Source organism: Marinomonas algicola (genome assembly GCF_014805825.1).
GTDB lineage: Bacteria > Pseudomonadota > Gammaproteobacteria > Pseudomonadales > Marinomonadaceae > Marinomonas > Marinomonas algicola.
On sequence record NZ_CP061941.1, the window covers coordinates 3,417,871 to 3,430,902 of the forward strand.

A 13,032-nucleotide genomic window follows, 5' to 3' on the forward strand; every position below is an offset into this window, starting at 1 on the left:
CATAACACTAAAATAACAGCTTATTCTTCAATAGAATCCATCACCTGCAAAAAAATAAATAACGAATTAATCGACAATGGCTAAGTTTCCATATGTCTCTAACCAAAATTTTCGGTCACTTGCACGTTTTTTAGACAGCAATTTATCAAGAAGTTCATTGGTATCTGGTAAATCTTCCATAGTGAGTTGAATAAGGCGACGCGTATCCGGCGCCATTGTCGTTTCTCTCAGCTGAGATGGGTTCATCTCGCCCAACCCCTTAAATCGCTGCACGTTTGGCGTTGAGCGTTTATGTTCCATGGCAATTTTATGTAGCGTGATGTCTTTCTCTTCTTCATCCAACGCGTAGTACACTTCTTTGGCTACATCGATACGATATAAAGGCGGCATCGCGACAAACACATGGCCCGCTTTGACCAAATAAGGAAAGTGTCTGACAAATAACGCACACAACAATGTGGCAATATGCAAACCATCCGAATCCGCATCGGCCAAGATACACACTTTGCCATAACGCAAAGAAGACAAATCATCAACACCAGGGTCAATCCCTAAAGCAACAGAAATATCATGTATTTCTTGAGACGCTAATACTTCAGAAGAGTCCACTTCCCATGAGTTTAGAATCTTCCCACGCAAGGGCATAATGGCTTGAAACTCTCTATCGCGTGCCTGCTTTGCCGAACCACCAGCGGAATCACCCTCGACTAGAAATAATTCGCCTCTAGACGAATCTTGACCAACACAGTCGGCCAACTTACCTGGCAAAGCGGGACCTTGAGTAATCTTTTTACGAACGACTTTTTTACTGGCACGCATGCGTTTTTGTGCACTGTTGATCACAATTTCAGCAATTTTTTGCCCATCATCCACATGCTTGTTTAACCACAAACTGAATGCATCTTTTACGGTGGCCGAAATAAAGGCAACAATTTGCCTGGAAGAAAGTCTTTCTTTGGTCTGACCTGAGAACTGCGGCTCTTGTAGCTTTGCCGATAAAACGTAACTGCATCGGTCCCAAACGTCTTCGGCTGTTAACTTAACACCACGTGGCAACAGGCTACGGAAGTCACAAAACTCTCGAATGGCCTCTAAGAGCCCTGTACGTAAACCATTAACATGGGTACCGCCTTGGGCTGTTGGAATAAGGTTAACGTAGCTTTCAGTAACCAGTTCACCACCCTCCGGTAGCCATTGAACCGCCCAATCAACACCCTGTGTTTTTTCCGTTACTCCACCAATAAAAGGCTCATCAGGCAACAAGACAAAACCGGCATTCGCCTGAGCTAAATAGTCTTTTAAACCATCTTGAAAAAACCACTCTTCTGTTTCTTTGGTACTGCCAGTTTGATCGACAAAAACAACATGTAGACCAGGACAGAGTACGGCCTTCGCCTTTAACAGGTGCTTCAGACGGCTAATAGAGTATTTACTTGAATCAAAGTATTTTGGATCGGCTTTGAACTGGACTTTAGTACCCGTATTTTTCTTTCCTACTGTGCCTACTTCAGCTAAATCGGAGGTCTTAAACCCGTCAGCAAAAGCAATATGGTGCAATTTTCCATCACGCTTTACCCATACGTCTAGTTGAGTTGAAAGTGCGTTAACGACAGATACCCCAACACCATGCAAACCACCGGAAAACTGATAATTATCTCCGGAAAATTTACCGCCAGCGTGCAGCTTGGTCAGAATAAGCTCAACGCCAGAAATCCCTTCTTCTGCGTGTATATCAACAGGCATACCACGCCCGTTATCCTCAACACTTAACATTCCGTCTTTTAGCAAAGTTATTTCTATACGGTCTGCATGCCCAGCAAGTGCTTCATCAACAGAGTTATCAATCACTTCCTGTGCTAAATGGTTAGGACGTGTTGTATCAGTGTACATTCCAGGGCGTTTTTGAACCGGTTCTAAACCGCTCAAAACTTCAATGGAATCCGCATTATAATTTTTAGCCGACATGGTTCTCTTCTTAAAAAATCAATTTGATAATAAATGAAATGAAATCAGTGTAGCATTCCAAAATAAGGCTCTATAGTAAATTTGAGAAGGTCAATAGAGTATTGATGTGACGTTCAAAATTCACAAAACTATGATTCCCTAAAGGTTCTAATGTTAAACGTACATCAGGGTACTTTTGAAGCGCTTTACGATAGTCTAATACCTCATCACCTTCTTGTAACATTAACCAATACCGTTCTTCACAGGTAGCAGGAGCATCCATTTTTTGCAATTGAGCAATATGCTCCGCTGTCAGTTGATATTCTTCTTGAGTGTAAGGATTGACTTGCTTACCTAAATAATCAACCAATAATTCATGTGCCGCTATAGCAGGGTTAACCAAGATCGCATTAATCGAATATTTTTCAGCAAGATAGCCTGCATAAAACCCTCCTAATGAACTGCCGATTAATGTAATCCCCTCTGATAAGTGTGACTCGATTAACCGACTCGATTGGGCAATGGCTTGGTCTGGCTCCCATGACAGTCTTGGCATTAAATAAGACTCAGACAATCCCAAACTATGGAGTCGATCATAAATACAACGTGATTTAAAGGAGTGCTCTGAACTATTAAAACCGTGTAAGTACATTAAATAAGGCATGTAACGTCCATAAGCTGATGACTAGGCGTATTGAAAGTCAAATGAATTAATACGCCTATGGCCATGTTTAAGACAAAGCGCTAACAAATCAGCCAACTGCTGATTAAGCCTAAATTTTTCATCTTTATGCAGCATAGCATCGTTAGGATAAGGATAGCTTCCCTGATATTGACGATGACCATCCGTAATTTCGGCTAAGCCCACATCATGATACAGTCGCACCGTCATACTTACTTTAGAATCAAACAATAATGCGGTTTCACCAAGATGACCAAACTCTAACTTTAGTTCGCTGGTATATTGACTCTCACTGACTAAAGCAAGGCTTAAGCGGCTTTCTTGACCGCCAGCAGAGTGAACTTCAAAAAGCCACTCGGCTTCCTCTTCTTGAGTACGCATAAGCTTACCGACTCGACGATAATTTAATTCGCCAAGCAGCTGTAAATTACTTAAATCAGGCACATAACTTTGCCGCATTAATCCTCTCTTTATCTCACTTGTTCATTACTGTCTACGTTCTAGTATAACGCTAAGCCAGCCACCTTGCCCGTAGATCTTCTTTATTCAGGGCTAACCACTGCAAACCCATAATCGTGCTAGCGTTGTCAATATTGGTTTTTAAGAGCCCAATGGCGTCGTCTGCAGAAAATAAGTGCAAACGTATGTCCTCATTTTCCCCTTGTAGGCCATACGATTTTTCTAAATCAACTAGGCTAGAATCAAATTCACCAACATACATTTTCAGGTATTCAACCAGCCCTCCAGGTGATGGAACAAAGTTCATCATCCACTCTAGTCGGTTTACTTGCACACCGGCTTCTTCAAATGACTCCCGACGAGCCACCTCATCATTCGATTCGCCTTCTTCAACCATTCCCGCCACCAATTCTAACAACCAAGGCGAGACATGCTTTACAGCACAGGCTCTGAACTGCTCAATTAAGAGCACCTTATCTTTAATGGGGTCATATAATAAAACGCAAACGGCATCCCCTCGAACCATCATTTCACGCTCAATGTGACCACTCCACCCACCATTGAAAAGACGGTGTTTTAAGGTGACTTTTTTCATTTTAAAAAAACCATTATACAAGGCTTCTTCTTGGATAATTTCAACATCTGAATGATCGTACTTTGGTGTAAAGTCAATAACCTTATCTTCTTTTAACTTAACCATTACTTATCCTTATCTTGTTTATGCGCATCTGATTTTTTCCATGAGGCTGGCGGCCTATAAGCCGCATCAGGGTCAACATCCTCTTCAGAGTTTGATTGCGTTTCATGTTTATCTAGATCCATTGAGTCAGGCAGCGATTCTTCGTCTAAAATCATTTCATTCGGTGGCGGCGCTTTAAAGAAACGTTCATCGTCGAAAGTCACGACCCATTGCGGATGCAAAATGCTAAACCCTGATATAAACATGCCATTAATCACCGCCTCAGGAATAATAAATAAAGGAAGAAAAGCGACGTACTCCCAGGTTTCTCGACCAAACTCAAACTGTCCCCCCAAAAGCAACAAGCCAACACCCACGCCACTTACCGCCAAGCAACCAAGTAAGCAGCCGACAAAACCAGTACCCATAATAAAAATAAAAGGATTGTTTGAATGGAAACTCTCAATAAAACGATGCCAACGCCACGTAACCAAGACAGGTAATGCACCACTTAATAAAAAATTTAATGCGATACTATCAAGCTGATCGACACCGAATAACACAAATCCAAGTTGCGCCACAAAAGCCGCCATCAAGGCAAGCGACCAACCAAACATTAAGGTAATGGTTGTCATGCCTAAAAAATGGATCGCGACCCCCAAACTTAAATCAATATTAATTAACCAAATCAAGGTTAAAGCAAGGCAAGCCGCTAAAAAACGATGCTGTAAACCTGTGTCTCCAACTAATACTTTCCATGGTTTATTGCGCCAGACTAAAACCGCCACGAGTATCATCAGCAAATCGGTAAACCAAAGCAGACCTAATGGAAAAAAATTACCAGTCAGATTCATAATAAACCCATCAAGTTAAAAGGATAAAAAGAATAGTCATAAGCCATCCATTTTTTGCTAATATCAAACGTTTACTAATTACGCTAAAACGCCGTATTTAGTTTAATCATGCATTAAAAAAGGTTCTTATATGTCAGTTCAACGCTGTGGTTGGTGTCTTGGTTCACCTGAATACATCGCTTACCATGATAATGAGTGGGGCAAAGCCGTATACGATGACCGTACTCTATTTGAGTTTATTGTACTAGAAAGTGCTCAAGCAGGCCTTAGCTGGATCACGATTTTGAAAAAAAGAGCCGGTTATGCCAAGGCGTTCCATAATTTTGATGCCGTCAAAGTCAGTCAAATGACAGAAGGTGATATCGAAAGATTGATGCAAGACACGAGTATTGTCAGAAACAAACTAAAAATCAAAGCAACCATTACCAATGCGCACGCATTTTTAAAAATCGCGGAGGAGTTTGGCAGCTTCAGCCGCTATTATTGGCAATACTCTCAAGGCCATCCCATTATAAATAGCTATCAGACCCTAGCAGATGTCCCCGCTGTTACCGATTTAGCTGAAAAAATCTCAAAAGACATGAAAAAAAGAGGGTTTAAATTTTTCGGCCCAACGATTTGCTATGCGTATATGCAAGCCACAGGAATGATGAATGACCATTTGGAAAGCTGCGTAGCAAAATAACCTTTAGACACACTTATACTCAGGCAAAAGGTAGGATTTTTTTATTTTTTAAAAGCGTTCCAAACCGTTAAAGAGATTAATTAATAAATCATTTGTAAAAAAAAGATCGCCCCTCGCTTTTCCACCTAGCAAAATACGACTATTTTTTTCTAAGTGTTGTCGATGTTTTGCTAAGTTTAATTGAAACTCATTCGTCAATATTGGAAATGACAATCCTAGATCAACTATTTTTGAGTACAAAATAGACGTATCCTCAGGAAAGGCTCCCGATTTGATTAAATGCTGAAGCACATGCGTTACCTCTTCCTTTGTTTCATCTGAAAACAGGACTTCACATGTGACTTTATACTCATCATTGCCTGACATATTAGAATAAAAAGTGGTTCTAAAAATATCATCATCTACATTATAACTATAAAAGTAGTGCAATTTAGTAAGCGGTTTCTTATCGAGCACTAAATGAAATAATTTCGTTCTTAAGAATTTTGGTCTATAAGCACTTTTATACTTCTCATCAAGCATATTAATTAAATATATGGCAGGTAGAGTCCATATTATTTTTCTAGCAACAACCTTCTCTTCCCTACCTAAATCAACACTAAATTCATCTCCTTGATCAACAACACTTAAAACCTGAGTGTCTTTATAAACAGACTGTTCACTTAACCCCTTTTCCAAGGATGTTATGACTTTTTCTATTCCACCCACTTTAGGGTAAAAACTTTTTATTCCAGTTAAATTGTACTTGGATGATTCAAACGCAATTCGTTGGTCTAATTCACTAATTCTTTTTATTTTTTGCGAAACGTCATTGTCAAAAAATTTCAATCGACTCACACCAAATAAAGCCCCAGCATTAGGCGCCAGCTCTAAAGAAGGTGTTTTGTATAGATGTTCTAAAACCGGTAAGGTTATTTTTTTAGAAAGAATATCGCCAAAAAGAAGACGGTGCTGATCAAAAAGGGTTGATGGTACTTTATCATGAGATATCGTATTTACTAATTCAAAAAAACCTTGGTACTTATCTCTTTCTGATAGAGCCGTATCCACATTGATAACCGGGCTTTTTTGATCTAATTTATGATAGTAGCAGCCAGCTTTTAAATATTCATACTGGTTCCAATGTTCTTTATCTAGAGCGCCTATAATTAAATTATCAATGTGTTCAACGCCGGTTTCAGTAATCAGATGCGTTCCGTAGTCAAAGTCATACCCACCATAGTTTTCAGTTTTTAATAGGCCACCTAATCTAGATTCTGATTCAACCAAAATATAGCTAGAACCTCTTTCTTCAAGAAGCCTGGCGGCCGCAATACCAACAATGCCTCCGCCGACAATTAAGTAGTCTACTTTTTTCATTTTATTTATCCATTAGTTACCAAGCCGTCCAACCACCATCAACGGCAATATCTTGACCATTGATATAGGCCCCTGCATCGCTTGCTAAAAGACAAACAACGCCAACCAAATCCTCTTCCCTTCCCATACGCCCCATAGGCACTTTCTTGTTATACCTTGCCATAAAGTCTTGCGGTTGCCCTCTTTCTATTCCCCCTGGAGTCACCGTATTCACTCTAAAATGACTGGGAGTAGCGGTAGCCAACCATCGAGTTAATTGCGCCAATCCTGCTTTACTAGCCGCATAAGCCGCAGGGTTTCCCAATTCAGTTCCTTCATATAGATCAAGGTTTGGACCAACTTGCCCGTAAATCGAACTAAAATGGATAATACTTGGTTGAGAACTCTCTTCTAATAACGGCATAAGCCCTTTTACTATCTGAAAAGGGGCGGTCATATTTACATCGACACATTGTCTCCAGGTTTCAACAGATTGTTGTTTAAAAGGTACTCCCCAGCCCTCTAGTTTATCTGTGCCAACAAAGGCAGCACATTGGATCAACACATCTAACACCTGAAGCTCTTCATTCATTTGAAGTAAAAAACGATCAATGCTGTTTGGTTTGGACAAATCCACTTCGTAACCACTTACACGCTGACTGCCTGACGCGTTTTGTAATAATTTTTCAACGGCGTCGTCTAAAGTAGATTGATTCCGATCAAGTAAAAAAACATTTGCACCAAGTTCTATCAAAGCTTGAGCAAGCCTAAAGCCAATGTGCCCAGCACCACCGGTAATCAGTACATTCCGTTTGGTCAGGTCAAATAAGTTAATCACAGATCTCATGATTTCGGTATTCCTCAAATAATAGCTGCGCTAATTTAAAATCAAACTCTGTATCAATATCGATTGCACTAATATGATCTACTTCCAATAAATCAACTTTACCGTCTAAAACACCTTGCCGATTCAAAATATAATCAAAATGACAAATATAACAGACTGTCGTCATATCATAAGTTACAGGAACGTCCTGTCGGCGAACAGCGGATGACGGCAAAACCACACCAAACTCCCCCTCCTTTTCTTGCTTAAGCATATTAAAATAAGGCGAGCGATTAGATTGCATGCCGGTGACTAAAATATCACTGTTATTTTCTGAAAATTGCTTTAATGCACGCTGAATATCGTCTTTGGTTCTAAGAGGAGATGTCGCAGGTAGTGACAGAAACACATCTTCTTTAGACGCCACCTCTTGTTCTATTAAATAACGTACGGCATGTTTCCACGCGTCCCATTCGGAAGCGGTATCGCTCGCCAGAACATCAGGACGGACAATAACATTGGCGCCATGATGCTTTGCTACAGTGGCAATTTTTGTTGAATCTGTGGATACCCAGATGGATTGAATACTGGGTAAACCTTGGGCGAGAGTGATAGACCATCCAATTAAGGGCTTACCCGCTAATTCACGGATGTTTTTATCAGGCACGCCTTTAGAGCCCCCACGAGCAAAAACAAATGCAAACACTTTAGGTTCTATTGGGCTAGTCATATAAGCGTTTTCCCTCTTTTGCTGATGCTTCTATCTTTTCAATCTGATATAAAACCTCTTTGGCCTGATGTAAATCACATGCATTCCAACGAGACGCACTCGTTGACTGAGTTAAATAGAGAATTTCGGCTTGTAAGGCCGATGAGGGTGTCATTAATTGCTTTTCCACTTTTGCACCGTGTGCTTCTATGGTAATGCTATTCTCAAGCCAATCAGCGTTAATACGCCCTTCTTCATATTCAATACATAAGGTACGAAAAGGCGTCTCTGAAACCATATCCATCATCATACTAAGACCGTAAGCCGAGTCACCTAACGCCATATCCCAATGAACGTATGCTTTGTCTTCTACCGGCAGAGAAAGCCACTTACCAGAGACCGTTTTGGCGAGTACGCTTGAAGGTTTGCCAAACAAGGCTAAAGCATAGTCTATCTCATGGCTTAATTCTCTCAAAACCCCACCACCTAATGATTTTATAGCGCTCACATCTTGCCGGAAATCCTCAGAATTACGCCAACTAGGTAAAGCCTGACCAACTCGAATTGACACCCCAATAATCGCGCCTAATTGAGCCTTATTGACAAGACGCTCAAGCTGTAAAAAAAGCGGTGTAAACCTCATATCGTAGCCAACAAAGACCGTTTTATTACCCACTTGAAAGTGAGTGGGGAGCAATGATGTTACAGCGTCACTTATGGGCTTTTCTATTAAAATGGACTGGACAGATTCTAAGGCCATAAAATATTCATACTGTTCAATATGGACACTCGCTGGACTCGCAATAATGACATAGTTTGGACGCCATTCCGCTGCCTTTTTAACATGAACAAACTGACAACAGACTCCAGTAATCTTGTGCGACACCTCTCTTCTCAGTAAGGCGACCTCTGCTGTCGGGTATAACGTCTTGATCGCAAGTAAATGCTGCTGACCAATACTCCCAAAACCCACAATTAAAAATTTCATTAAGAAAAGTGCTCAAGGATATCTGTCTGTGCCTGCTCAAAATCGCCTAATCGACCAATGTCTAACCAATATTCATGGATCGGAAACAGACTCACCTTTCGTTTTTCTTCAATAAGCTCATTTAACAGGTCTGGCATATCAAGAGGCTCATTCGGCTCCAAATCATTCACAACCTCTGGAGATAAAACGTAGATTCCAGCATTAACAAAATAATGTTCAACAGGCTTTTCAGTTATGCCGGTAATTTGGCTTCCTTTTGATTCAATAACGCCATATGGCACCTGCATACTGTATTCTCGAACACACATCGTCGCTTTTGATGCATTACTTTCGTGAAAAGCAAGCAAAGCACTAAAATCGACTTTGGTGAGAAGGTCACCATTCATCACAATTAAGGGTGCCTCGATTTTATTTTCAAGCAGACTCATTGCTCCAGCCGTACCCAAAGGAGATTCTTCTTCAATGTAAGTAATATTGACACCCCAAGCCGAACCATCTAAAAAATGTTCTTTTACTTGGGCGGACAAATAGTGAACGGATATATAAAACGTCTTAAAACCGCACTCAATAAAACTCAGTAAAATACTCTCAAGTAATGGACGTGGGCCAACCTTTAGTAAGGGCTTTGGGCAATTCTGAGTTAACGGGCGTAACCGAGTCCCAAAACCACCAGCCATTAAAAATACGGCCGATTCATGCGATGCTACTGGTGCAGTAGCGTGCATAAAAGTTTCAATACCAACCACTCGGCGGCTTAGATCCAAGATAGGCAGTGCTTGAATCTTTTCACGCCTCATCAATGCCAACATATCTTGTGTCGAGGTTCCAATTCCTGCAAAAATCGGGGTTTTACACATAACATAAGAAACGGGTCCATTCAGATCTACGTGAGATAATAAGGCTCTACGAATGTCGCCATCCGTTATCACGCCCAGCAAAGATCGATCTTGATCACACACTAAAGCTAACTTTGGAACGTTCTCATTAATGACCTTTATGGCATCTAAAATACTGTCTGAAGGAGACAAAATAACACGTTGATATTCTTCCATTGTTTTGCTCCAGTCATAATATTATTAACATAATAAAGCGCTTATACACAGCTACTTCTGCGCGGTTATTAACCATTCAAGCACCGGGTTATCTGTTCTATTGCCTCTGAGCACAATTTGATCTAATTCAATTAAAGACAAAGAACTCGGTAATAAATCTTGGATATCTTCTTCACTGGTATAACGAATATTACCAAGCCCTCCCATCGGACCTGTTGCCGCTTGGTAAAAGTTATAACCTATTTTCTTTCCCGTCCCATCACCTTCACCGCCAGTGGAAAAAGCTCTGCTGTAGAAAAGCCCTTTCGGCTTAAGCACCCGCGCCATTTCCGCATAAATACGTTTTGAGTGTTCAAAACTATTACAACTACATGCTTCTATATCAATTACAGCATCAAAGAAGTCATCATCATAAAACAACGAAGTGATGTCTCCTTGAGAGACATTTCCTTGCCAACCGTCGACCTCTTGATTCAATCTCTGCTGAGTTAATTCAACGCCTGTTAGAGAACCTTCAACACCATAAGCTTGAAACCCTTCACGAGCGATAAACCAAAGGTTTGCGCCAGTACCACTCCCTACTTCAAGAATTTTAATCGCCGATCGGTCTGGAGACTGATAGAAATTACGAGCAACGAAACGAATCAAATCCTCTCCTGGGTATTTCCCCCAAGGCCTTTCTTTAAAAATTGTGTCCCAATTGGTATCCCATGACATTGACATCACTCCTAACGCACCTTTAATTCTAAGTCATTGACCATCATATTCATTAGTTACGGTAAAAAATAACGCGATTAGGAAAAAATACAGCACTATTATTCTGCGACGCCTTCAAAAATTTATAGCGATCACGGTCTAATACATTGCTACCAATATAAAAGTCTAATGATACTTTTCCAATCGTTTGCTTAAATTGCAATAAAGGGTCATCAATATCTGTTGTTCTGCCGCCGCCTAGATGGAGAAAGTCATAATTAGACTCTTCAGAAAGCGTTTCTGAAACAGAGTGCAGTAATAAGTTTGTCGCGCCTAATTGCCGACCCAACGTTGTCGCGGCAGAAAGATGGTACTCGGCTAATCGCCCGGCCAACAAAAAACTACTCGCAGCAATAATAACGTCCCCCTCATGCACAAGAGCCAGCATGACTTTTTGACTCGTATTAAACAGTTCAAAAAAATACTCATCTGGGTATAAGTATTGCTCAGACGCTTCTAACTCAGACATTCGATTGTTGTAAACTTCAATAAAAGAAGCAATCTGCTCCACACTTGGGGATAAAGACAAGGTCACAGAACACCCTGCTTTCATGGCTTTTTTTATATAGCGAACCGATTTTGACCCGTGTTTTTTTATTGAATAATCACCAAGATCAACCGCACTGGTTAAGCGATTAAAAATCCGCTCACCTACAAAGCTTTTTTCATTCCCAATAAGAGGACTTAAACGTTCAAATTCAACTAGGGTATCGTTTGATTTTAGCCAATTGAAAAAGCGCTCAAAGCTCAATATTTTAAACGAATCATCGGCCGAAAACACAATGGGCCCTCCATAACCTCGAGCGCTTTCTGCATCAATAATGTTCAATTCCGGCGAGGTTATAAAATGCAGTGGACAGAAAAAAATTCCGTCCTGTGTTTTTCCACCAAAAAAAACCGCTTTTGCATTCGACTTATATCGTGCATCTAACAGGACAAACTCGGGATGATGATAGGGACTCTGTAGATCTAAGGGTAACTGACGGTAAATAAGTAGAGCCTCACTTAAAGTCAATTCTCTCATAAAGGCATCCAGTCATCTTCCGTCAAAATATCATCTTTAGTCCTATCTCTAGAAGCCGTTTGACCTTCAATATTGGGCCATTGCATTGGAGAAATACCGGCTTGACCGATTCTCTTCGCCATAATATTTTTGGATGAAAGCACGTCTCCTGCCCTTATATTTTCACAAACGACAAGATACTTACGTGCAATATGAAGGTTTTTGGCTTCGCTATTAGTTACCTGTTTAACGCTAGAGCCAAGTGCCGCCTCAATATTTCTGATGGCCGAAACCATAGCCGTTAATTCTTGAGGTTCCAATGACGCTTTATGATCAGGACCTTCCATGTCGCGGCTTATCGTAAAATGTTTTTCGATCACTTGAGCACCTAATGCCACAGCGGCAATAGGCACCTCAATCCCCTGAGTATGATCAGAATAACCTATATTCACATCAAAGCGCTCAGAAAAAGAGTGAAGCACATTCAAGTTAACGTCACACATCGGTGTTGGGTATTCAGTATTGCAGTGCAATAAAGTGACTTTTTCTATAACGGGTTGATACTGGTGAATCGTTGAGAGGGCTAACGCTATGTCTTCTTCAGTAGACATACCTGTTGACAAAATAATAGGGAGTCCTGTTGCAGCGACCGCTTTTAATAATTGAAAGTGGGTAATTTCACCAGAAGGGATTTTTAGACAATTTACCCCAAGCTTTAAGACTTCATCTAAACTAGGTAAATCAAAAGCCGTTGATAAATAACCTATTTTTTTTTCTTGGCAATAGGATGCAAGCGCCTGATGTTCCTTAAACGACAGCGTAAGGTTTGACAACATATCAAGCTGCGAACTTTCTTTACCAATGTTATCAACTTGATAATCGGCTTGTTGAGTGTTTTTTGTCACAGTAAGCTCTGGAACAAATGTTTGAAACTTAACGACATCGGCGCCAGCTTCTGATGCGGCATCGACAAGACGTTTAGCCATGTCCAATGAACCATTGTGGTTAACACCGGCTTCAGCAATGATAAGAACGCTCATTTTTGTCCCTTAAATCG

Annotated in this window: 14 protein-coding genes; 1 reads left to right on the forward strand and 13 read right to left on the reverse strand. The window is 40.7% G+C overall.

Going from position 1 to position 13,032, the window contains the following annotated elements; translation table 11 throughout:
• Nucleotides 1-66: 66 nt before the first annotated feature.
• From parE to IEZ33_RS15695, 5 genes are all read right to left on the reverse strand, one after another.
• The gene (gene parE, locus IEZ33_RS15675; protein ID WP_191600955.1) at nt 67-1,965 is read right to left on the reverse strand and encodes a DNA topoisomerase IV subunit B; all 1,899 of its coding nucleotides are present in this window, start codon (nt 1,963-1,965) and stop codon (nt 67-69) included.
• A gap of 70 nt (nt 1,966-2,035) precedes the next feature.
• Nucleotides 2,036-2,608: a YqiA/YcfP family alpha/beta fold hydrolase gene (locus tag IEZ33_RS15680; RefSeq protein ID WP_191600956.1), complete on the reverse strand. Its 573-nt coding sequence runs from the start codon at nt 2,606-2,608 to the stop codon at nt 2,036-2,038.
• Nucleotides 2,609-2,629: 21 nt separating this feature from the next.
• A complete protein-coding gene (locus IEZ33_RS15685; protein ID WP_191600957.1) occupies nt 2,630-3,085 on the reverse strand; it encodes a DUF1249 domain-containing protein in 456 nt (151 codons plus the stop codon).
• A 52-nt stretch (nt 3,086-3,137) separates the two neighbouring features.
• Nucleotides 3,138-3,785, reverse strand: coding sequence for an NUDIX domain-containing protein (locus IEZ33_RS15690; protein ID WP_191600958.1), 648 nt, complete (start codon nt 3,783-3,785; stop codon nt 3,138-3,140).
• Complete coding sequence (locus IEZ33_RS15695; protein WP_191600959.1) at nt 3,785-4,618, reverse strand: energy-coupling factor ABC transporter permease; 834 nt, start codon at nt 4,616-4,618, stop codon at nt 3,785-3,787. The genes IEZ33_RS15690 and IEZ33_RS15695 overlap by 1 nt, the downstream gene beginning before the upstream one ends.
• 130 nt (nt 4,619-4,748) lie before the next feature.
• Between IEZ33_RS15695 and IEZ33_RS15700 the strand changes: the two genes are divergently transcribed.
• Nucleotides 4,749-5,303 (forward strand): DNA-3-methyladenine glycosylase I, encoded by a 555-nt coding sequence (locus IEZ33_RS15700; protein ID WP_191600960.1) that lies wholly within the window; start codon nt 4,749-4,751, stop codon nt 5,301-5,303.
• A 48-nt stretch (nt 5,304-5,351) separates the two neighbouring features.
• Here IEZ33_RS15700 and IEZ33_RS15705 read toward each other — a convergent pair whose 3' ends face one another.
• Genes IEZ33_RS15705 through neuB form a run of 8 tightly spaced genes read right to left on the reverse strand, consistent with a single transcriptional unit; the run spans nt 5,352 to nt 13,015 of the window.
• The gene (locus IEZ33_RS15705; RefSeq protein ID WP_191600961.1) at nt 5,352-6,662 is read right to left on the reverse strand and encodes an NAD(P)-binding protein; all 1,311 of its coding nucleotides are present in this window, start codon (nt 6,660-6,662) and stop codon (nt 5,352-5,354) included.
• Nucleotides 6,663-6,678: 16 nt separating this feature from the next.
• Complete coding sequence (locus IEZ33_RS15710; RefSeq protein WP_191600962.1) at nt 6,679-7,488, reverse strand: SDR family oxidoreductase; 810 nt, start codon at nt 7,486-7,488, stop codon at nt 6,679-6,681.
• Nucleotides 7,472-8,197 carry an acylneuraminate cytidylyltransferase family protein gene (locus IEZ33_RS15715; protein WP_191600963.1) on the reverse strand — a complete coding sequence of 242 codons (726 nt, stop codon included), beginning with the start codon at nt 8,195-8,197 and terminating at the stop codon, nt 7,472-7,474. The genes IEZ33_RS15710 and IEZ33_RS15715 overlap by 17 nt, the downstream gene beginning before the upstream one ends.
• On the reverse strand, nt 8,190-9,164 hold the full coding sequence (locus tag IEZ33_RS15720; protein WP_191600964.1) for a Gfo/Idh/MocA family protein: 975 nt from the start codon (nt 9,162-9,164) through the stop codon (nt 8,190-8,192). The genes IEZ33_RS15715 and IEZ33_RS15720 overlap by 8 nt, the downstream gene beginning before the upstream one ends.
• A complete protein-coding gene (locus tag IEZ33_RS15725) occupies nt 9,164-10,216 on the reverse strand; it encodes a nucleotidyltransferase family protein (RefSeq protein ID WP_191600965.1) in 1,053 nt (350 codons plus the stop codon). Before IEZ33_RS15725 ends, IEZ33_RS15720 begins: the two co-directional genes overlap by 1 nt.
• Before the next feature lie 51 nt (nt 10,217-10,267).
• A complete protein-coding gene (locus IEZ33_RS15730) occupies nt 10,268-10,933 on the reverse strand; it encodes a class I SAM-dependent methyltransferase (protein ID WP_206696863.1) in 666 nt (221 codons plus the stop codon).
• A 52-nt stretch (nt 10,934-10,985) separates the two neighbouring features.
• Nucleotides 10,986-11,996 carry a hypothetical protein gene (locus IEZ33_RS15735; RefSeq protein ID WP_191600966.1) on the reverse strand — a complete coding sequence of 337 codons (1,011 nt, stop codon included), beginning with the start codon at nt 11,994-11,996 and terminating at the stop codon, nt 10,986-10,988.
• On the reverse strand, nt 11,993-13,015 hold the full coding sequence (gene neuB / locus IEZ33_RS15740; RefSeq protein ID WP_191600967.1) for an N-acetylneuraminate synthase: 1,023 nt from the start codon (nt 13,013-13,015) through the stop codon (nt 11,993-11,995). Before neuB ends, IEZ33_RS15735 begins: the two co-directional genes overlap by 4 nt.
• Between the last annotated feature and the right edge of the window lie 17 nt (nt 13,016-13,032).

Excerpts from the sequence above, each read along its gene's own strand:
- parE (WP_191600955.1), bottom strand. The coding sequence starts at position 1,965 with ATGTCGGCTAAAAATTATAATGCGGATTCCATTGAAGTTTTGAGCGGT.
- IEZ33_RS15680 (WP_191600956.1), bottom strand. The coding sequence starts at position 2,608 with ATGCCTTATTTAATGTACTTACACGGTTTTAATAGTTCAGAGCACTCC.
- IEZ33_RS15685 (WP_191600957.1), bottom strand. The coding sequence starts at position 3,085 with ATGCGGCAAAGTTATGTGCCTGATTTAAGTAATTTACAGCTGCTTGGC.
- IEZ33_RS15690 (WP_191600958.1), bottom strand. The coding sequence starts at position 3,785 with ATGGTTAAGTTAAAAGAAGATAAGGTTATTGACTTTACACCAAAGTAC.
- IEZ33_RS15695 (WP_191600959.1), bottom strand. The coding sequence starts at position 4,618 with ATGAATCTGACTGGTAATTTTTTTCCATTAGGTCTGCTTTGGTTTACC.
- IEZ33_RS15700 (WP_191600960.1), top strand. The coding sequence starts at position 4,749 with ATGTCAGTTCAACGCTGTGGTTGGTGTCTTGGTTCACCTGAATACATC.
- IEZ33_RS15705 (WP_191600961.1), bottom strand. The coding sequence starts at position 6,662 with ATGAAAAAAGTAGACTACTTAATTGTCGGCGGAGGCATTGTTGGTATT.
- IEZ33_RS15710 (WP_191600962.1), bottom strand. The coding sequence starts at position 7,488 with ATGAGATCTGTGATTAACTTATTTGACCTGACCAAACGGAATGTACTG.
- IEZ33_RS15715 (WP_191600963.1), bottom strand. The coding sequence starts at position 8,197 with ATGACTAGCCCAATAGAACCTAAAGTGTTTGCATTTGTTTTTGCTCGT.
- IEZ33_RS15720 (WP_191600964.1), bottom strand. The coding sequence starts at position 9,164 with ATGAAATTTTTAATTGTGGGTTTTGGGAGTATTGGTCAGCAGCATTTA.
- IEZ33_RS15725 (WP_191600965.1), bottom strand. The coding sequence starts at position 10,216 with ATGGAAGAATATCAACGTGTTATTTTGTCTCCTTCAGACAGTATTTTA.
- IEZ33_RS15730 (WP_206696863.1), bottom strand. The coding sequence starts at position 10,933 with ATGTCATGGGATACCAATTGGGACACAATTTTTAAAGAAAGGCCTTGG.
- IEZ33_RS15735 (WP_191600966.1), bottom strand. The coding sequence starts at position 11,996 with ATGAGAGAATTGACTTTAAGTGAGGCTCTACTTATTTACCGTCAGTTA.
- neuB (WP_191600967.1), bottom strand. The coding sequence starts at position 13,015 with ATGAGCGTTCTTATCATTGCTGAAGCCGGTGTTAACCACAATGGTTCA.